Source organism: Vibrio natriegens NBRC 15636 = ATCC 14048 = DSM 759 (assembly GCF_035621455.1).
Lineage (GTDB): Bacteria > Pseudomonadota > Gammaproteobacteria > Enterobacterales > Vibrionaceae > Vibrio > Vibrio natriegens.
In genome coordinates this window covers 641,590-662,622 of sequence record NZ_CP141822.1, presented here as the reverse complement: position 1 = coordinate 662,622, position 21,033 = coordinate 641,590, and the positions used below count along the sequence as shown (strand labels likewise).

General features: G+C 46.0%; 17 protein-coding genes. 8 read left to right on the top strand and 9 right to left on the bottom strand.

Annotated elements, in window-relative coordinates:
• Nucleotides 1–2: 2 nt before the first annotated feature.
• From VER99_RS03000 to VER99_RS02975, 6 genes are all read left to right on the top strand, one after another.
• A complete protein-coding gene (locus VER99_RS03000) occupies nt 3–1,262 on the top strand; it encodes an L-rhamnose isomerase (protein ID WP_020333670.1) in 1,260 nt (419 codons plus the stop codon).
• A gap of 77 nt (nt 1,263–1,339) precedes the next feature.
• Nucleotides 1,340–2,140, top strand: coding sequence for a rhamnulose-1-phosphate aldolase (gene rhaD / locus VER99_RS02995; RefSeq protein ID WP_020333668.1), 801 nt, complete (start codon nt 1,340–1,342; stop codon nt 2,138–2,140).
• A 221-nt stretch (nt 2,141–2,361) separates the two neighbouring features.
• Complete coding sequence (locus tag VER99_RS02990; protein ID WP_020333666.1) at nt 2,362–3,252, top strand: LysR family transcriptional regulator; 891 nt, start codon at nt 2,362–2,364, stop codon at nt 3,250–3,252.
• A 108-nt stretch (nt 3,253–3,360) separates the two neighbouring features.
• Nucleotides 3,361–4,899, top strand: a complete 1,539-nt coding sequence (locus VER99_RS02985; protein WP_014230963.1) for a bifunctional GNAT family N-acetyltransferase/carbon-nitrogen hydrolase family protein — start codon at nt 3,361–3,363, stop codon at nt 4,897–4,899.
• Nucleotides 4,900–5,080: 181 nt separating this feature from the next.
• Complete coding sequence (locus tag VER99_RS02980; RefSeq protein ID WP_031779197.1) at nt 5,081–5,668, top strand: DedA family protein; 588 nt, start codon at nt 5,081–5,083, stop codon at nt 5,666–5,668.
• Nucleotides 5,669–5,836: 168 nt separating this feature from the next.
• The gene (locus VER99_RS02975) at nt 5,837–7,204 is read left to right on the top strand and encodes a Na+/H+ antiporter NhaC family protein (RefSeq protein WP_020333664.1); all 1,368 of its coding nucleotides are present in this window, start codon (nt 5,837–5,839) and stop codon (nt 7,202–7,204) included.
• Nucleotides 7,205–7,264: 60 nt separating this feature from the next.
• Here VER99_RS02975 and VER99_RS02970 read toward each other — a convergent pair whose 3' ends face one another.
• The 4 genes from VER99_RS02970 to VER99_RS02955 form a co-directional block, all read right to left on the bottom strand.
• Entirely contained in the window at nt 7,265–8,107 is an 843-nt protein-coding gene (locus VER99_RS02970; RefSeq protein ID WP_020333663.1) for a beta-keto acid cleavage family enzyme, read from the bottom strand.
• Nucleotides 8,098–9,429, bottom strand: coding sequence for an aspartate aminotransferase family protein (locus VER99_RS02965; protein WP_020333662.1), 1,332 nt, complete (start codon nt 9,427–9,429; stop codon nt 8,098–8,100). The genes VER99_RS02970 and VER99_RS02965 overlap by 10 nt, the downstream gene beginning before the upstream one ends.
• 209 nt (nt 9,430–9,638) lie before the next feature.
• Nucleotides 9,639–10,907, bottom strand: a complete 1,269-nt coding sequence (locus tag VER99_RS02960; RefSeq protein ID WP_020333661.1) for an O-acetylhomoserine aminocarboxypropyltransferase/cysteine synthase family protein — start codon at nt 10,905–10,907, stop codon at nt 9,639–9,641.
• A 134-nt stretch (nt 10,908–11,041) separates the two neighbouring features.
• Nucleotides 11,042–11,959, bottom strand: coding sequence for a LysR substrate-binding domain-containing protein (locus VER99_RS02955; protein ID WP_020333660.1), 918 nt, complete (start codon nt 11,957–11,959; stop codon nt 11,042–11,044).
• A 108-nt stretch (nt 11,960–12,067) separates the two neighbouring features.
• Here VER99_RS02955 and VER99_RS02950 point away from each other — a divergent pair, with 108 nt between their 5' ends.
• Complete coding sequence (locus VER99_RS02950) at nt 12,068–13,324, top strand: D-amino acid dehydrogenase (protein WP_020333659.1); 1,257 nt, start codon at nt 12,068–12,070, stop codon at nt 13,322–13,324.
• A 293-nt stretch (nt 13,325–13,617) separates the two neighbouring features.
• Nucleotides 13,618–15,171 carry an alanine/glycine:cation symporter family protein gene (locus tag VER99_RS02945; protein ID WP_020333658.1) on the top strand — a complete coding sequence of 518 codons (1,554 nt, stop codon included), beginning with the start codon at nt 13,618–13,620 and terminating at the stop codon, nt 15,169–15,171.
• Nucleotides 15,172–15,257: 86 nt separating this feature from the next.
• Here VER99_RS02945 and VER99_RS02940 read toward each other — a convergent pair whose 3' ends face one another.
• The 5 genes from VER99_RS02940 to VER99_RS02920 form a co-directional block, all read right to left on the bottom strand.
• Entirely contained in the window at nt 15,258–16,163 is a 906-nt protein-coding gene (locus VER99_RS02940; RefSeq protein ID WP_020333657.1) for a LysR family transcriptional regulator, read from the bottom strand.
• 46 nt (nt 16,164–16,209) lie between these two features.
• Complete coding sequence (locus VER99_RS02935) at nt 16,210–17,409, bottom strand: M20 aminoacylase family protein (protein ID WP_231119375.1); 1,200 nt, start codon at nt 17,407–17,409, stop codon at nt 16,210–16,212.
• Between the two features lie 39 nt (nt 17,410–17,448).
• Complete coding sequence (locus tag VER99_RS02930) at nt 17,449–18,762, bottom strand: MFS transporter (RefSeq protein ID WP_020333655.1); 1,314 nt, start codon at nt 18,760–18,762, stop codon at nt 17,449–17,451.
• 340 nt (nt 18,763–19,102) lie between these two features.
• The gene (locus VER99_RS02925) at nt 19,103–20,083 is read right to left on the bottom strand and encodes an HAD family hydrolase (protein ID WP_020333654.1); all 981 of its coding nucleotides are present in this window, start codon (nt 20,081–20,083) and stop codon (nt 19,103–19,105) included.
• 172 nt (nt 20,084–20,255) lie between these two features.
• Nucleotides 20,256–20,849 (bottom strand): acetate uptake transporter, encoded by a 594-nt coding sequence (locus VER99_RS02920; RefSeq protein WP_014230950.1) that lies wholly within the window; start codon nt 20,847–20,849, stop codon nt 20,256–20,258.
• Nucleotides 20,850–21,033 lie beyond the last annotated feature (184 nt).

Sequence of the window (21,033 nt, the reverse complement as noted above, 5' to 3'; positions counted from 1 at the left end):
CCATGAGCAAAGAGCAGATCATTTCAGCTTACGAGCAAGCAAAAGCGGTTTTCGAAAAGTACGGTGTGGATACAGACAACGCACTAGAACTACTTAACCAAACGCCAATCTCTATGCACTGCTGGCAAGGCGACGATGTACGTGGTTTTGAATCTCCAGATACGGCATTAAGTGGCGGTATCCAAGCAACAGGTAACTACCCTGGCGCGGCAAAAACACCAGCGCAACTACGTGCGGACATGGAAAAAGCCTTCTCGCTAATTCCAGGTAAAAAACGTGTCAACCTGCACGCTATCTACATCGACGCTGATGAATACGTAGAACGTGATCAAATCAAACCTGAACACTTTGCACGTTGGGTAGAGTGGGCAAAAGAAAAAGATCTGGGCCTGGACTTTAACCCGACTCTGTTCTCTCACCCGAAAGCGGATGACGGCCTGACGCTGTCTCACCCAAATGAAGAGATCCGTCAGTTCTGGATCGACCACGTAAAAGCGAGCCGTAAGATTTCTGAATACTTCGGTCGTGAGCTTGGCTCGGCTTCATTCATGAACATCTGGATTCCTGATGGCATGAAAGATCAACCCGTTGACCGCCTGTCTCCACGTGCTCGTCTACAAGACTCTCTGGATAAAGCTCTGGCTGAGAAAATCGACACGGCATTCCATAAAGATGCAGTAGAAAGCAAACTGTTCGGCATCGGTGCAGAAGCGTATACGGTTGGTAGCAACGAGTTCTACTTAGCTTATGCAGCAACTCGCGGTACGGCTCTATGTCTGGATGCGGGCCACTTCCACCCAACAGAAGTCATCAGTGACAAAATCAGTGCATGTTCACTGTACGTAAACGACCTGCAACTGCACGTTACGCGTCCGGTACGCTGGGACTCAGACCACGTAGTTTCTTTCGACGATGAAACTCAGGCGATTATGCGTGAAATCGTACGTAACAACCTGCTCGACCGCGTCGCTATCGGCCTGGACTTCTTTGATGCATCAATCAACCGCGTCGCTGCTTGGGTTATCGGCACCCGTAACGCGCAAAAAGCTTTGCTAAAAGCCCTGCTAGAACCAGTAGCGCAATTAAAAGCGGCAGAAGAGTCATTCGACTACACCACTCGTTTGGGTCTAATCGAAGAAACACACTCTCTACCATGGGCAGCAGTATGGAACTACCACTGCCTACAAAACGAAGTCCCTGTTGGCTTTGATTGGATCAATGACGTGAAGGACTACGAAGCAACCATTCTGGAAACACGTTAATTCAAATCGCTCAACAACAAACAAGTCAGATTCACTATCTGGCTTGTTTGGTTAACTAGATATAAGAGGCTAATACTATGATTCAATTAAACGATGCAGTAATGCTCGAAATCGAGAAAGTCAGCGAAGTTTCTCAATACCTTTGGCAACGTGAATGGGCAGAGCGCAACGGTGGTAATATCTCTGTTGATGTGACTGATCTGTTCGATGAAATTCCTCAAGTCGACGTGCAAGAAAAAGCACTACCAATGCAGTTACCAATCGAAAGTGCGAACCGTATTTACTACGTAAAAGGTACTGGTCAGCGTATCCGTGAATTACGTGATCCTGCCTACGCGGGTTGCGTGCTTAAAATCAACTCAGCAGCTAACGGCTACCAAATTCTTTGGGGTGGTAAAGCGAGTGAGGATTTCGCACCGACCTCTGAGTTCATCAGCCACATCAAGATCTTGGTTGATAAAATCAAAGCAGGCTCTGACCACAGATCAGTAGTTCACACTCACCCACTAGAGCTGATCGCTTTATCTCATCATCCAGATATCTCTAAGAGCAGCGAACTGTTCACGCATACCTGCTGGAAAATGCTGCCAGAAGTACGCGCATTCGTACCTCGTGGTATCGGTATGATTCCGTACTGCCTGCCTTCTTCAGAAGAGATGGCAGATGGCACAACCGCGTCACTGCAAGAACATGATGTCGCTATCTGGGAAAAACACGGTGCGACCGCTTCTGGCGCAGATGTACTACAAGCATTTGATTACATTGATGTAGCAAACAAAGGTGCCAAGCTGTACCTGATGTGTACCTCAGCAGGTTATGAGCCAGAAGGTGTCACTAAAGAAAACATGGAAATCCTGAAGCAAGAATTCAACCTATAAGGTGTTAAGGTTGGCTCTTGGTGATGTAAGGGGCACAGAGAGCAAACCATCAACATCCGTTGAAGCGTAGGGGGCAAGGTCTGGTATTTATCCAGACCTTTGCTTTTTAGCCTCCCTCATTATTTACCTCTACTGACACTCCAATGTCTGATTCAGTTACTTTGCTTCAACAGACAAATCCTCTACTCTGTGAATAATTACCTCTCAATGGACCTGAAGGCATGTTAAAAGGCAGTGAGTACCCTTCCATCCGAGCATTAAGAGCTTTTATTGCCGTCGCTAACCACCTAAGCTTTTCCAAAGCCGCAGATGAACTGTGTTTGACGCAAGGTGCGGTAAGCAAACAAATCGCCTCGTTAGAGCAGCTGGTGGGATTACCATTGATTAAACGTGGTCTGAGTGGCGTGGAACTCACCGCTGAAGGTAAACGGTACTTACCACAGATAACGGAAGCGCTGGAGATCATTCAGCATGCCACTGCGAGCCTTATTCAGTTCAATACGGAACAGGAGCTGTTGACAGTTGATGTTACGCCTTCTTTTGCCAGTTTGTGGCTCGTGCCCAATATTGACGACTTCCACCAGCAACATCCGAATATAAGAGTCAAAATTCGCACGGGTGATGGTGCCATCACGAATCTCAACAATGACAGCGATCTCAACGTGAGGTGCCTACCGCTTTCAACACACTATGATTACAGCTACTTATTGTGTGAAGAAACCTTACTACTGGTTGGCAGTACCAACATGCCACCGTTGCAAAGCCAACAAGCGGTAAGTGATTATCCGTTTATCCCCCAAACCACTCGCCCTCAGCTTTGGGAACAGTTCAAGATTGAACACGCACTAGAAAACCCGATTACCTATCATTCGGTCGGATTTGAGCATTTCTATTTAGCTTGTGAAGCCGTAAGGATGGAAAAAGGTCTGGCACTGTTGCCTGATTTTATGGCGCAATTTTCTATTCAGCGCGGCGACATTCAGCATATCCAGAACATGACCCTGCAAAGCGGGTACGGCTATTATGTGGTCATTCCAAGTTACCGCTTAAACACCAGAAAAGTGTCGCTGTTCTACGATTGGCTAAAAAGTAAATTGATGCACAACGTCTAAAAGCGAAGGCAGTGATTACATAACCTTAACCGTGGTCGGGTGTATGTATGGTTAAAAATATGGCATTCTCATCCATACTGTTTGAAAAGGATAAATGGAAAGTAGTATATGGACAGCAACACGCCGAAACTCTCTTTACGCACCATTGAGCCTACGGACTACCCAGAGCTCGCGGAATTGATGGACCTGGTATTTCCGGATGTTGGAGGCTCGTGGCCGCGTCTGACCATCATGGATCTTATTCATCAGTTTCCTGATGGGCAAATTTGTATTGAAGATAACGGTAAGATTGTCGGTGCCGCGCTGACGATGAAAGTCGATTACAATCGAATCTCACTCCCTCACCTTTACAGTGACATCATCACTGAAAACAACGTCATTCAAAACAAAGTCACTGGCGATGCCATGTACGGGCTTGATGTGTTTGTCCATCCAGATTATCGCGGATTGCGCTTAGGACGTCGTCTGTATGATGCGCGTAAAGAGTTGTGTCGCAGTAAAAACTTTAAAGCGATATTAGCCGGTGGGCGTATTCCTAATTACCATAAATACGCGGATGAACTCAGCGTTGCCGAGTACATCGATAAAGTTAAGCGACGTGAACTTCACGACCCGATTCTGTCATTCCAACTGGCCAACGATTTTGATGTAAAGCGTATTATGCGTGGTTATCTGCCGGAGGACGATGCGTCCATGGGCTACGCGACGCTACTTGAATGGGACAATTTTTTCTACGAAGAGGATATTCAGTCTGTCCACGATGTCGAAAAAACGCTGATTCGTATTGGTGTTGTGCAATGGCAAATGCGCGCAATGAACGATTTGGAAGATTTGCTGGATCAAGCGGAATTCTTCATCTCTTCTTTGGCTAATTACAAAGCTGACTTTGCGCTCTTCCCTGAGTTCTTTAACGCCCCGCTGATGGGCCTACAAAAAGATCAAAACTCCGTCGAGGCAATCCGTTTTCTCGCCAGCTTCACAGAAGAAATTAAAAATCGCTTCTCACAAATGGCGGTCACCTACAACATCAACATCATTGCGGGAAGCATGCCGGTAATTGAAGAGGACGGAAAACTCTACAATGTCGCCTACCTGCTCCAGCGCGACGGCGAGATCAACGCCCAATACAAAATTCACATCACACCCCACGAGCAAAAAGACTGGGTCATCGACGGGGGTGACAATGTTCAGGTATTTGAAACCGATGCAGGTAAAGTCGGCATTCTGATTTGCTACGACAGTGAGTTCCCGGAATTGGGTCGAATGTTGGCCGAGCAAGGCGCTCAAATCGTATTTGTGCCATTTTGGACGGATACCAAAAACGGCTATCAGCGCGTACGAATTTGTTCTCAGTCTCGTGCGATCGAAAACGAGTGTTATGTGGCGATTGGCGGCAGTGTAGGTAATTTGCCTCGCGTCGACAACGTGGATATTCAATACGCCCAGTCAGCCGTATTTTCACCTTCTGACATTTATTTCCCACACGATGCAACGTTGACAGAAGCAAGCGCGAATACCGAAATGATCATTTTCGCAGATGTAGACTTAACTAAGCTGAAGCAACTCAATACGGAAGGCTCAGTGACGAACTTACGTCATCGCCGACTGGATTTGTACGGTGGTTTTACCAAAGCAAAAGATCAATAACAAACTTACGCCAGCTTCTTTTACTTAAAGCGGCTGGCGGATATTCTCTGCAAACTTTATCGGCCTGTCTTCGAGACGCGATGCCAACACACTATGACAACCAGACGCTAAGGCTTCGCGGCCTTTGTCTTTATTCCGAGACAGTACGGGAAAGCTTTTGGAACAGATTAACGAACTACTCATCTCTATGAAGCCCCTGCTTGAGCAGTATGGTTACTTAGCGCTTTCTGTCAGTATTTTCCTTGAAGGTATCGGAATTCCTATGCCCGGTCAGTCTCTCATGGTCGCGGCTTCGATTCTCTCTTCAGAACAAGTGATGAACCTCACTTTAGTGATGGCGGTATCCTGGCTGAGCTGCTTTATCGGTAATACCTGTGGTTACTTAATTGGCTACTACTTTGAAGGCTGGTTAGATGAAAAAGGCTATATCTCTGGACCAAAAATGCAGAAACTTCAAGGAGCGATACTAAAATACGGGCCTGCTTGTCTGGTCGTCAGCCGATTTATTGAAGGTATGAAGCAGTTTATGCCGTTGGCCTGTGGTATCGCCAAAATGCCCCGTAAAGAGTTCTTACTTGGCAATGCCCTCGCAGCCACCATTTGGGTTATGGTATTTAGCTTGCTTGCGCACTTTGCGTTTGAGCACATGAGTTCACTCAGCCATCTTTACACTCAATACAAGTACTTTGTCTGGGTAATAACTGCCGCCTTATTTGTATGGATGGTACTCTGGATTATTAAACGAAAAAAATCAAAAACTGCTGAATAATTAGACTCATAATTAAAACGAATAGTATCAATAAGATAAACTCCAAATCTTTATGTTCTATTCTCTCTGAGCACACATTTACCCAGCCATTTAGACGTCTAGACGTTGACTTCTCTTGGCTGTGAGATTAGTCTTCACGCCTTTCTCGTTTTAAGATTTGTCGTTTACATGTCCGGTTCTCAGCACACTACTAAAGCAGTTGCACCTTCTGCGGTCGCACTCATTCCACTTCTTGTCTTTCTTGCTCTATTTATTGGTGTAGGTACCTACCTATCGCTACAAGGCGTAGAATTTGCGTTCTACCAACTACCAGCGCCAATCGCTGTGTTGCCAGCGATCATCATCGCCTTTTTGTTGAGTAAAGATAAGCTCAATCGCTCTATCGAACACTTTATGCGTGGTGTAGGTCACCAAGACATCATTGCTATGTGCATGATCTACCTGCTTGCGGGCGCATTTGCGGCGGTAGCTAAAGCCTCTGGTGGTGTTGATGCAACAGTGAATCTGGGGTTGTCAGCGATTCCGACCAGCATGATCTTGCCGGGTCTGTTCCTGATCTCGGCATTCATTGCGACGTCAATGGGTACTTCGATGGGTACCATTGCGGCAGTGGCTCCGGTTGCGTTAGGTATTGCGGAATCGGCGGGAATGAGCTTGCCATTAACGGCAGGTGTCGTACTCAGTGGCGCCATGTTTGGTGACAACTTGTCGATCATTTCTGATACCACCATTGCAGCAACGCGCTCTCAAGGCTGTGAAATGAAAGACAAGTTCAGAGAGAACATCCGTATTGCCCTGCCAGCAGCACTGGTTGCGATTGCGATTTTTGCTTACAACAGCACAGCAACACAAGTACCAGAAGCGGGACCAATTGAGTGGCTGAAAGTGCTGCCATACGTCACTATTTTGGTGTTAGCGGTATCTGGCCTGAATGTATTTGTGGTTCTGACTATCGGCATTTTACTGGCGGGTGGTGTTGGCCTTATCTCTATCGATGGTTATGGCCTGACGAATATGGCGCAAGATGTTTACACTGGCTTCGGCAATATGCAGGAGATCTTCCTGTTGTCGATGCTTATTGGTGGCCTGAGTGAACTGATGCGTCGCCAAGGTGGTCTTGCATTCTTGACTAACTTAGTAAGCAGCATGATCAAGACTTTTGGTTCAAGCCACTCTAAGCATGCAAACAGCCGTGCAAGTGAACTGGGTATCGCCGGACTAGTTTCTCTGGTTAACGGTTGTACCGCGAACAACACGGTGGCGATTATTGTATCGGGTAGCGTTGCACGTCAGTTAGCCGAAGAGAACAATGTCTCTCCTCGCCGCTCAGCAAGCTTGTTGGATATTTTCTCGTGTGTTGTGCAAGGTGTCTTACCTTACGGTGCGCAGGTGCTGCTGCTAGGCTCAGTATTTAATTTGTCACCGCTGGAAGTGGTAGCGAATTCTTACTACTGTTTTGCACTGGCCATTGCCGCTATTGCTGCAGTATTTGTGAAGCACAAAGCTCGACAGCCAGAAGCGCAAACCGAACAATAACGACAAATTCAGAAGAGGCTCCAACAGGAGCCTTTTTTCATTCTGATAGAATATCTTTGCTTAACTGCAGATAGAAGATCTCAAGCTACAGGCATCTTCCAGAGGAATATTCAAGAGTTGGCTTAGTTCGCTGAGCAGGCTGACTTGAGCCGCATTACTCTCGGCCAATCTTCCATTAGCGTCGAGATGGTTATTCTCAAAACCAACCCGAACATCGAGACCAAGCAGCATCGCAGACGTCAAACAATCCAATTCTTTTGCCCCAAAAGCACAAACGGCGCAGCGAATGCTCTCTTGTTTAAATCGCTCTAAATTCAGTCCTCGTAAATCCCACGCTGAAGACTGTTGCTGTTTATGATACCGACCCAGTACAACAAGCGCATGTTGGTTAAAATTAGGCAACGCGCCCAATTTACGTAGGTGAAAATAACGTTCAATATCCGCCTCATCGTAGAGAATAATTTGGCTGAGTATATTTTGCTCAGCAACCCAGTGGAAAAAGGCACTGCCTTCTCTTTCACTCTGCTTGTCAGGAAACAACTCTCTTAATGCAAATGAAGCCGCTTCCGGCTGCACCGCTTTAATCAACGCTATCTGCTGCTTTGGGGAATACTGACCGACCGCTTCTGTGGTTAACTGAACCAGCATTTTCTCACCAACCGCTTCTTTCACGGCATGATAAAGCGGCTCATTATCCTCAACCTCCAAAGAGTGTTTACCGAGACCATCACGCGCATGCAAATGGATCATCGCAGCTCCTGCCGACTGACAGGCTCGCGCTTCAGTAATCAACTCCTCAGTGGTCATCGGCAAACTGGCATGATCTTGCTTGGTCTTTCTCGCGCCATTCGGTGCCACTATTATCGCGACGGCCTCTCGATGAGGTGCTGAATCTATTGCCATGTACTTGATACCTCATTCAACGTGCGGGTCAGTTTTTCTATCAGTTCATCGACGTGAGCTGGCTGAAAAATGAAAGCCGGAGCGAGCAAAATATGGTGTCCGTTTACGCCGTCAATAGTGCCGCCCATGGGATAGCACATTAAGCCATTTTCCATCGCTCGCTGTTTAATTCGCTTATCTGCCATCGTGGCTTTGTTTAAAGGTGCTTTGCTCTCTTTATCCGCCACCAGCTCAATCCCTAAGAATAGACCTTTACCTCGAATATCACCGATAAAAGGCAACTCAGAAAGCGCTAAGCTGAGCTCATTTCGCAATAACGTACCTTGTCGATTCACGGCAGTGAGTAGCTCTTCCTCAAAGATCGTTTTAACCGTCCCAACCGCTGCTGCACAAGCAACGGGATGAGCCATAAAAGTATGACCGTGCTGGAAAAAACCACTCCCCGATTCAATCGCCCGGTACACTCTGTCGTTAGCCACAACAGCACCAATTGGTTGATAGCCCGCACCTAACCCTTTTGCCATGCAGACTAAATCTGGCTCGGCTTGCTCTTGTTCAAAAGCGAAGAAGCTACCACTACGACCAACGCCACACATGACTTCATCCATGATCAGAAGCACATCATATTGGTCGCAGATTTCTCGAATACGTTTGAAGTAACCGTCGGTTGCAGGTACCGCCCCGGCAGTCGCCCCCACGATTGGCTCAGCGATAAACGCCATCACATTTTCCGCGCCCAGTTGAAGAATTTTGACTTCTAACTCGTTCGCAGCGCGCAGTGAATATTCCAGCTCTGACTCATCCGCTTTCTGATAGCGGTAAGCGTAACAAGGCGCAATATGTTGGCCAGAGTGAAGAATTGGCCTGAACGGTTCACGTCGCCACTCATTCCCTCCTACCGACAATGCCCCGAGGGTATTGCCGTGGTAACTCTGTTGGCGGGCAATGAAATATTTTTTCTCTGGCTTGCCGGATTCAACAAAGTACTGGCGCGCCATTTTTAGCGCCGATTCCACCGCTTCAGAACCACCACTAACAAGGTAAACATGGTTGAATTGTTCTGGCATGTGCTGGCAAATTAACTCAGCAAGCTGCTCTCCGCTTTCGCTGGTAAAAAAGCCCGTATGAGCAAAAGGAACTCGCTCTATCTGCGCTAGCATCGCTTGTTTAACCGCTTGATGGCTGTGACCAAGGTTCGATACCGCAGCGCCGCCACACGCATCTAAATATTGTTTACCTTGTTTATCAAACAGGTACACCCCTTCTCCGCGGTCGATTACTGGCAACGTATTGTGACAATGACGATGAAAAACATAAGACATGTGAGTTCCTTCAAGTGAATGTCGTCTCGTCACATCATCTTGAACAAACGAGATTCTCACAAGGGAATAAAATTCGACCGGTATGAGCTTTTGGAATACAGGAAACCAAAAGCCATTAATTCATTGAAAATAAAAAATAAAAACAAAAAAAGGCCAGCTTTATTAAAGGCTGGCCTATGGGTGACTAAAAGCTCTGTTCAGGTACGATGTTAGGCGTTTAGTGCCTGCTCTAAATCGGCCAAGATATCATCAATATGCTCAATACCCACTGACAGGCGAATCATCTCTGGCGACACGCCGGCTTGCTTTTGTTCTGCTTCGCTTAATTGGCGGTGAGTCGTAGATGCCGGATGACAAGCCAGTGATTTGGCATCACCGATATTGACCAAGCGCTTAAAGATTTTTAGTGCATCATAAAAACGAACGCCCGCTTCGTAACCGTCTTTGAGCCCGAACGACAAAATCGCTGAAGGCTTGCCTTTCATATATTTCTGCGCTAGTTCATGGTGCTCTGATTCTGGCAAACCTGCGTAGCTGACCCAACTGACTTTCTCATGCTGGTTGAGATATTCCGCCACTTTCAGCGCGTTTTCGGTGTGGCGCTCCATACGTAAAGATAAGGTTTCTAATCCCTGCATCAACATAAATGCATTCATAGGAGAAAGCGCCGACCCCGTATTGCGCAGTGGTACCGTTCGCGCGCGACCGATAAAGGCCGCATCACCAAATGCTTCGGTATACACCACACCATGATAGGACGGTTCAGGTTGATTAAACACCGGGAAGCGGTTGCTGTGCAGTGCCCAAGGGAACCTACCCGAATCGACAATCACTCCACCTAATGTCGTACCATGACCACCGACATATTTGGTCAGAGAGTGCACCACAATATCGGCTCCAAATTCGATTGGCTTACACAGAACCGGCGTTGCAACGGTGTTGTCCACTATCACAGGTACACCCTGTGCGTGAGCAAGATCGGCTACATGCTCTAAATCAATGATGTTACCGGCAGGATTACCAATGCTTTCGCAGTACACAGCTTTGGTATTTTCATCGATAAGTTCAGCCAGGCTTTCCGGTTTGTCGTCTTTGGCAAACTTCACTTGGATGCCCTGATTAGGCAACATGTGGGCGAACAAGGTGTAAGTGCCACCGTAAAGTTGTGGAGTCGATACGATGTTATCGCCCGCCTGTGCCAAGGTCAGAATCGCATAGTTAATCGCTGCACTGCCTGCGCTCACAACCAAACCTGCAATACCACCTTCCAAGGCGGCCATACGCTTTTCCAGAACATCATTGGTTGGGTTCATAATACGTGTGTAAATATTGCCAGGTACTTCCAGGTTAAAAAGATCCGCACCATGCTGAGCGTTATCAAATTCATAAGCGACGGTCTGGTAAATTGGGGTCGCCACGGACTTAGTGGTAGGATCCGTTTCATAACCAAAATGGATCGATAGCGTTTCGTCTTTCATGTTCTTCCTTGTGCGTTATCTCTAAAAATAGCGGTATTTATCATGCCTATTTTTCGCTCAAAGAACCTCGCTATTGGTCACAATGCATATCATTAACCCTGTCACTGTTATGGTAATGGGCGGCAGAAAATCACTTACCCAGTAGCCACTTGCTGTAGTAGCCAATGACGAAACTTTTCTGTCGAGTCATTTTTGGTATTGGTGATCAAATAGTAACCGGCGTTGGCAGGTATTGGGTCAAAAGGCGATACCAAGCGTCGAGTGTCCAATTCATCTTCGATTAGCGCCATCCTTGCCATTGCGATTCCCACCCCCGCTTCAGCCGCAGACATGGCCATGTCAGTACGGTTAAAAAAGTGTCCGACATCGGTTTTAAAATCGAGCCCCATTGCCGAAGCCCAATAAAGCCACTCATAATCACGGGTCGCCTTGTCCCACGGCAGAGCATCATGCAATAACGTCGCCTCTTTCCACTGAGCACTTGAAGCTAAAGTATTATTTTTATCTGACGTAGCTTTCAGCCATGCATGATCCTCAAGGTATTTAGGGCTCATCACTGGCAATAACTGTTCGTCTAACAGCAATTCAGCGTCTTTATGTCGGTAAGGGTGTAACCCGTAATCGATAGCGACGTCGTAATCTTTCAAATCGCTGTTAACCAATGCCACTTCTGCAAAGATCTGCACTTGGATATCTGGGTGTTCCAGATGGAAACTCTCTAGCTTTGGCACCAGCCATTTGAAGGCAAACGACGGCGTCAGTTTGAGTTTAATTTCATTGTTTTGCTTGTCGACTTTCAACTCATCAAGCAGTTTTCCCAGCTCATTAAAGTGAAACTGAGCCGCTTGTTGCAACTGAACTCCCTTTGCCGTTAAGCGGATACCACGAGAGTGGCGTTCAAATAGATTAAAACCTAATGTCTCTTCTAAGTGAATAATTTGTTGACTAATTGCCCCCGTCGTCAGGTGCAAAGACTTTGCAGCACCAGTAAAACTGCTATGTTCAGCAACTTGACTAAATAACCACAAACCGCTTACTAGATTACCTCTCATACACAACCCTATAGTTTTTCTAAACTCTATATGTAATTTATATCGATTGTTAACAAAAGGTAAGCAAAAGAAACTAGCGACAAATAATTATTGTGTGTGGAGTGCAAAATGGAAGTCATCGTATTAGGCAGCGGCGTTATCGGTTTAACATCGGCTTGGTATTTATCTCAGGCAGGTTACCAAGTAACTGTCATTGACCGTCAAGCAAGCAGTGCTATGGAAACCAGCTTTGCCAACGCTGGGCAAATTTCTTATGGCTACTCTTCGCCTTGGGCTGCGCCGGGTATTCCGCTTAAAGCGATCAAATGGCTAATGGAAGAGCATGCTCCGCTGAAAATAAAGCCAACGCTAAATTCGGACATGATCAGCTGGGCATCAAAAATGGTCGCTAACTGCACTTTGCCACGTTATCAAGTTAACAAAGCGCGTATGCTTTCTATCGCGAATCACAGCCGCGCTTGTCTTGAGCAGCTACGTAAAGACCATGCAATTGAATACCAAGGTCGCCAGTTCGGTACTCTACAAGTATTCCGTACAGAGCAGCAGCTAAAAGCTATTGAAAAAGACCTCAAACTACTTGAGCAAAGCGGCACACGTTTCCAGTTGATGGACGTTGAACAGTGCATTAAACAAGAACCTGGGCTTGCTCTAGTGCAAGAGAAGATCGTGGGTGGTTTGTACCTTCCAGATGATGAGACGGGTGACTGCTTCCAGTTCTGCCAACAGCTTACTGAGCTGGCAAAAGCACATGGTGTTAGATTTGAATTCAATACTGAAGTGAGCAATTGGGTTACTGAAGGCAAAAAGATCACAGGTGTCCAAACGAACCGTGGCCTGTTCAAAGCGGACCAGTTTGTCGTGGCTTCAGGAAGCTATTCAACAGCGTTGCTTAAACAGCTAGATGTGAATATTCCGGTTTACCCAGTCAAAGGTTATTCACTGACGGTTCCAATCGAAAACGAGCAATACGCACCTCGCTCTACGGTAATGGATGAGACGTACAAAGTCGCCATGACACGTTTTGACGACAGAATTCGTGTTGCAGGTACTGCAGAACTTGCTGGTTTTGATGGCTCTATCCCACAGAAAAGAAAGAACACGATTGAAATGGTCATTCGTGATCTATTCCCTCGTAGCGGAGACTTTAGCCAAGCTGAATTCTGGACAGGTTTCAGACCGATGACACCAGATGGCACGCCAATCATTGGAGCAACGCCGTACGAGAACCTGTTTACGAATACCGGACATGGTACATTAGGCTGGACAATGGCATGTGGTTCAGGCCAGCTTTTAGCAAGCATAATGACGAAAGAAAACTCCAAGGTTATTGAACAATCAGAGCTTAACTTATTCCGTTACGCCTGATTAATAAATAGCCTATTAAACCACAATATGCATTTACGTTAGCATAATTAACTTTTGCATTTTTGAGTAAATTTTAATAAAGATATACTGCATACTTAGTCAAACAAGGAATCTTAGCTAGGAAATACATTGAATAAGCAATGGTAACCAGATATGAATGGTAGTCTATCATTCTGTGTTCACCGTCACGCTATCAAGGATTTTAAGCTAAAAAGGTTAACAATTACGTTACAAAAAAAGGTAATGTGTTGTTGGGAAAATAACCGCAAACACAACTAACAGGGAAAATACTCATGCAGTCATTAGTTGATTTTCTGAATGGAATTATCTGGAGCCCAGTACTTATCTACTTGTGCCTTGGTGCTGGTTTATTCTATTCAATCATGACTCGTTTCGTTCAAGTTCGTCATTTCTTCGAAATGTGGCGTTTATTGCTATCAGGAAAGAGTTCAACAAAGGGGATTTCATCATTTCAGGCACTTGCCGTATCGCTATCTGGCCGTGTAGGTACAGGTAACATTGCCGGTGTTGCAGCCGCTATCGGTTTTGGTGGCCCGGGTGCCGTATTCTGGATGTGGGTAGTTGCGTTCTTCGGTGCTGCAACTGCTTACGCAGAATCAACACTAGCTCAAATTTATAAAGAAGAAGACGAAGGCGAATTCCGTGGTGGCCCTGCTTACTACATTGAAAAAGCAATGGGACAAAAATGGTACGCTTGGGTCTTCGCAATCTCGACTATCTTTGCGTGTGGTGTTCTACTTCCAGGCGTTCAATCGAACAGCATTGGTAACGCAGTAGAAGCAGCATTCGGCACTGGTGACATGATCGAAACCGCTATCGGTACCATCAGTTTTGCTAAAATTTTAACTGGTACGGTTGTCTGTGTCATTCTTGCTTTCATCATCTTTGGTGGTGTAAAACGTATTGCAAGCTTTACTCAAATCGTTGTTCCGTTTATGGCACTGGCTTACATCGTTACTGCCTTTGTTATTATTCTTCTGAACATCGGTGAGGTTCCACGCATCTTCGGTATGATCATTGGTGACGCGTTCACACCAATGGCAGGTATCGGTGCAGCTATCGGTTGGGGTGTAAAACGTGGTGTTTACTCTAACGAAGCTGGTCAAGGTACTGGTCCTCATGCAGCGGCAGCAGCAAGCGTAGAGCACCCAGCTCAACAAGGTCTTGTTCAGTCGTTCTCTATCTACATCGATACACTGCTTGTTTGTTCAGCAACAGCATTCATGATTCTTATCACTGGTGCTTACAACGTTCACGGTGCAGTGGAAGGTGCCTTCCTGGTACAAAACCTACCAGCAGATATTGGCGCTAACGGTCCTGTATTTACTCAGATGGCGATTGAAAGTGCGCTTCCGGGCGTGGGCAAATCATTTATTGCTGTTGCTCTGTTCTTCTTCGCATTTACAACGATTCTGGCGTACTACTACATCGCAGAAACAAACATCGCTTACATTCGCCGCACGTTTAAAGTGGATGGTCTAATGTTTGTTCTGAAGCTAATCCTTCTGTCAGCGGTATTCTACGGAACAGTGAAAACCGCAAACCTGGCATGGGCGATGGGTGACGTAGGCGTAGGCTTGATGGCATGGTTAAACATCGTCGGTATTCTGATTATCTTCTTCATGTCTAAGCCAGCACTTAAAGCGCTGACCGATTACGAAAGACAACAGAAAGAAGGCGTGGCTGAATACACGTTCAACCCAGTAGCGCTTGGTATCAAAGGTGCTGATTACTGGGAAGAGAAATACAAACGTAAGACAGGTAAATCTGCTCACACTGCCGCTGTTGAAGCGACACAAAAAACAGCAGAAGAAACGTCTCTATAAATTTACAAAAATAAATACAGCATTACACAACAACAAGGGCCAGCAATTCGCTGGCCCTTTTATTTTCTTCATCAGAAACCGGCAGACTAGAAGTCGGGGTAGATATCTCGCATATCCTGCAAAATGCCATCAAACAGTGCTGTCGCGCTCTGCGTCATAATATCCCTCTTCGGACGTACGACTGAAATGACGCTATCTGGGATATTGTCCAGCAGTGGCACTACCGCAAATTCATTTTTGATGTAATCCAAATCAAGCGATTCCGTAGAAAACAGGGCGGCAAAATCTGCGTTTTGAATCAGTGAACGGGCTAACGTCATCGAAGTACATTCACGAATACGCGATGGCAATGGTAGGCCATTAACGGAAAACAACTGGTAAAAATAGGTACTCGGATCATCGGGAGAGTCCAGCGTCAGCCAGTCACTCTGATGTAATGTCCTCAACGACCGAGTATTACACAGCGGATGGGACTTACGGGTCACCACGACATTAGGGATACGACAAACCGCTTGCCACTCCAGCGCACTATCAATCACCGGTATTTGCGATGTGATAGCAAAATCCACTTCTCCCTGACGCAAATGTGTCAGTAGAGGAGCAGGACGCAACTCTACGATACGCAGAGAAACTTCAGGATAACGCTGCATGAACGTGTTCAAACTGGAAGCCAATGATTTAAGTAGTGAAGCAACGGGTGTCACTCCTATAGTCACGCTGCCGTTGGGAACCCCGCGCATGGTGTCAATCTCTTGCTTGGCTCGTCGGGCGGTTTCGTTCATTAAACGTGCGTATCCCATCAAGCGCTCACCATATGGCGTGAGAGTTAACCCACCAGCAGAACGCTCGAATAGAGCAACACCATATTGCTGTTCCAGTTCTTTAATGGCTTTGCTTAGGGCGGGCTGCGTCAGATGCAGTTGTTCTGCTGCTGCTTTCAGGCTCCCCGCCTGACTCACAGCCAGAAATGCTCTAACTTGATGTAACTTCATCTGTTATATACCCTCATTGTCCTTAATCAAAGCCATTCTACACCACTTATTCGGTGCTCAGGTATTCACTCACCAGCTCAACCCAACAAGCCGCACCAATCGTAACTAGCTGATCATTAAAATCATAGCCAGGGTTGTGTACAGAACAGCCATGCCAGTCGCCTACCCCATTAGCGAGGAAGAAATAACATCCCGGACGTTCTTTCAGCATCCAGGCAAAATCTTCACTGCCCGGAACAACTGGTGCTTCATCGCCAGCAACATTGTCTTCACCAAGCACAGCCTTGACCACTTTGCGAGCTCGAAGAGTTTCCTCTGATGAATTGAACACTGACGGCACCTGACGTAGGTATTCAACTTCTCCCTGGATACCAAACGCCTGACACTGTCCAGCCACTACCTCACGAATTCGCTGCTCAATCAAATCCTGATTCGCTTCACTGAAGTTACGTACTGAAAGCTTCATTAACGCATCATTTGGAATCACATTCGCTGTTTTTCCTGCCTCAATCTGACCAATACTGATAATACTTTGGTCAGCTGGGTTTATATTGCGCGACACAATACTTTGCAACCCAAGAATGATATGACCAATGGCAATGGTGACATCATTTGATAGATGAGGCATTGCTGCATGACCACCTTTACCTGTGAGACGAATAGTCACCTTATCTGATGATGCTAACGATGCTCCACTTCGTACGGTTGCCTGCCCGACCTCGTTGCCCGGCATATTGTGCAAAGCGAAAACCGCATCACAAGGGAAGCGATCAAACAAACCATCGTCAATCATCGCTTTTGCTCCCGATAACCCTTCTTCATCAGGCTGGAAGATGAGGTTAATCGTGCCGTCAAAAGAAACATGCTTCGCGATATAATGGGCAGCTGCCAGCAAGATTGCGGTATGACCATCATGACCACAAGCGTGCATGTGTCCATCTATCTTACTGGCGTAAGGTAACCCTGTTTCTTCCTGAATAGGCAGAGCATCCATATCTGCACGGATACCAATACAGCGTTGCGAAGTGCCCTGCTTTAGCACACCGACCACACCATACCCGCCAATACCAGTATGAGTTTCATAGCCCCACTCTGTTAACAGTTCCGCCACCAGCTTAGCCGTGTTAGGAACTTCTGCTCCCAGCTCTGGATGGGCATGAATGGCATGGCGAGTCTGAATAAATGGCTCACAACTGGCAACAAAATCGGCGTTTTTGAGTAGCGATAATTCAGGTAATGTCATCATCAATTCCTTTTATTAATTCGTTTCTTTTAGCAGAGAGGATTATTGAGGCGCTTTCGCAGGGAAACGCCACATAGCCAAAGAGCTCACCACAATCGCAGTCATCAGATAAAACGCAGGGGCCATTTTATTGCCGCTAAACTCGATCAAAGTAGCGACTAACAGTGGAGTGAAGCCACCGAAAACGGTCACGCCAAAGCCATAAATCATTGAGATGCCACTCGCGCGGTACTGCTGAGTAAAGGCTTCCATAATCAGCACAAGTAGAGAGGCATTAGCCAGAGCAAATAACGTGATTAAACCACCGATGATCAGTAATGCTTTAGGTAGAGAGGCTTCACCACCAAGCAACGCGAACGCAGGATAAATACAGACAAAAGCACCAAACATACCAACCAGCGGCAAGGTTTTACGACTTTGCAAACGATCCGCCCATTTACCAAATAAAGGCATCAGCATCATCAACATAAAACCCGCCATCACTGAGACCGCAAAAGCCGTCGTCGGCGCGTAGCCCAACTCTTTAATCAGGTAAGTTGGCATGTAGAACACTTCAATATACATACATGCAGTACCACCCCAAATCATTAACATGCCAGTTAAGATCGTACGGCCTTGTTTACGCAGAACGGTTTTAAATGGAGTATCATTCGCGTGGGAATCTGCCTGATGTGACTCTTTTAGATGACGACGGATGTACCAACCTACAGGACCGATCAATAAACCAAGGATAAATGGAATACGCCAACCCCAGCTATGTACATCCTCGGGTGTGAGCAGACCATTTACTGCAAAAGCAACGAGTGCACCAAACAGCGCGGCTGCACCTTGGCTTGCGAGCTGCCAACTCACCATGTAACAACGGCGCTTGTAGTTGTTTGACTCCATCAATGCCGCAGACGCAGCGCCAATTTCACCACCAGCAGACAAGCCCTGTAACAGGCGTCCAACCACCAAAATAATGGTTGCGGCTATACCGATACTTTCATAGGTAGGCGTCAGTGCAATCATGCCAGTACCGATCGTCATTAAAGCAATCGTGAGGGTCAGAGCGGCTTTACGTCCATGTTTATCCGCATAGTTACCAATCAGTACCGCACCGAGTGGACGCATAACAAACCCAACACCAAACGTAGCCAGTGATAACAATAACCCGGCCGCTGCACCACCGACGTTAAAAAATAACTCGCCAATAATGACGGCAAAAAAGCTGTAGACCGTAAAGTCATACATCTCTAATCCATTGCCAAGTGAGATGGCAAAGATCGCTTTACGAGGTTCTGAAGAAGACTTATCGGCTTGACCAGCCACGGTGGTCAATTCTGGTTCCAGTGAACTTGATAGTGTGCTACTCATGGTTTCCCTTCCTTGTACTAATGGCGACTCATTCGACATTGACTGTCTAGATAATAGCCAAGACAAGAAGCCTCACCACAAACCAAAAGTTATCCTCATAACCAAACATAAAAAACAAATACTCTTCTAAATGATCGCTCAGTGATCACGCGCTCTTGAACGGTGCAAACCCAATAGAGCAACAGAAGAAAAATCTGTGTAAGCAAAATAAAAACAGCAAAATAAACAAAAACACAAAATAAAAACTAAAGCGCAGTAGATTAACTAAAACTCATACTGATAAAAAAAAGAAAGGGGTTACCCTATGGATAACCCCTTTCTTATACAGAGATAGCACAAGCTATTTCGACGGATATATTTGTACCCAATCATTTTTCATATCCGCAACTAACCAGCCTTTCTCTTTTGCTTCGTCGAGACCCTTATCGAGTTTGCCTACGCTGGACTCACGATCGTACTTCCACTCTCGTTTCTCATCAGTATGGTGAACATACATTGCAAGACGCGGTCCCGGACCAGAGGTGGTCCACTGCAGCATTTGCAGGTCACCATCCGAGTTGCCAAATGAAGCAATTGGACGCTTACCGATGTGTTGATAAATCTGCAGTGGTTTTTCTACTTTGTCATTATTCACCACAACGCCCGGCATTCGCTTAACTTGATAGCTTCCGTCCACATTCACAAACTCAGTTGCAAGTTGGGTCCCAATAATTCGCTCCGACGGAATGTTATAGACATCGGAAGCCCAAGCGCGCATAAAAGCATTTCCTCCGCCGGAAACGATAAAGTTTTTGAATCCATTATCTTCCAAGAAATCTAAAAGCTCTAACATCGGCTGGAAAACCATGTCGGTGTATGGCGCGCCTGTTACTGGGTGTTTTGCCGTATTGATCCAGCTTTTAACCACAGCGGTAAATTCATCACTGATCACACCTGTATGAGTTTGTAGCACTAATTTTATGAGATCGTCTGCCGTCAATTTATCCAACTGGTCGTTCAATACGAGGGAGTAAGGCGTAGTGGTTTTCCACTCTGGATGGTCCGCAGCTTGTGCTTTAATTTGGTCCAGAGCAAACAGTATCTGGAAGTACATCGGCTTTTCGGACCATAGTGTTCCATCGTTATCAAACGTAGCAATGCGATCCGCTGGAGCAACAAAATTAGCAGAATCTGAGTCGGTAACTTCGCTAACAAATTGGATGATAGCTTGTTTTGTCGAACCTTCATTCCAAGAAGGTAATGGATCGCTACTCTGAGCTAAGAGTGGAGATGAGATCACCGCAAAGGCGAATGTGAGAATAACTGACAAATGCTTTTTCATAGAATGTAACTCGTTGTATATGGATACGTAAATAATGAATTATTCTTTGAGAAAAAGCTCGCGTAATGTCACAACAATATATAAATCAGATAATTCCCACTTTGTGCAGTTAAGTTCAGACAATAAAAAAGCGGACCTGAGGTCCGCTTTTGAAATCTGCAAAATGTAGCGTTTAAGCCATTGCAACCGCTTCAACTTTACGAGCGATTTTAGCTTTGCCAACAGGTAGAACTTCACGACCAAACTCATTGTTTAGTACTTGAGCCATTGCGAAGTAAACCGCACTAGCACCACAGAAAATACCTTCAAAGCCAGCAATTGTACCGATCAGCTCGCTACCAGTGAAATCGCGCGCGGCAAGCAAGAAGAACAGAATAGTCAGAGAACCAAACACAACCTGTTTTGCTGTTGGGTAGCAAAGAGAGCCAATGAACATAAAGCCAGTAAAGATACCCCATAGCGCTAGGTACCAACCCATGAAGCTCGCTGGGCTTGCTGGTAGTCCCATGTGAGGCATAACAATCAGACCTACTAGAGTCAGCCAGAATAGGCCGTAAGATGTAAATGCAGTTGTACCGAACGTGTCACCGCGCTTAAAGCACATGATGCCAACGATAACTTGACTAAGGCCACCATAAAAGATGCCCATCGCTAGAATCATTGAGTCCAGTGGGAAAAATCCTGCATTATGAATGTTTAGCAGAATCGTGGTCATACCGAAACCCATTAGACCTAGCGGTGCTGGGTTAGCCAGTTTTGTCGACATGTACAAATACCTTTAAAAAAAGTTGATAAAAAATGCGCGCAAATTTTAATGGAGGCAGTCACAAAAGAGAAAAGCCGTTACTGGAAACTTAGATTTCACAAATACAGTCAAAACTCTGACTAAGCATAACTGTTGGCCGTAAATTGATTTTGAAGGTTTATGATTCAATACTTAATCATTAGAT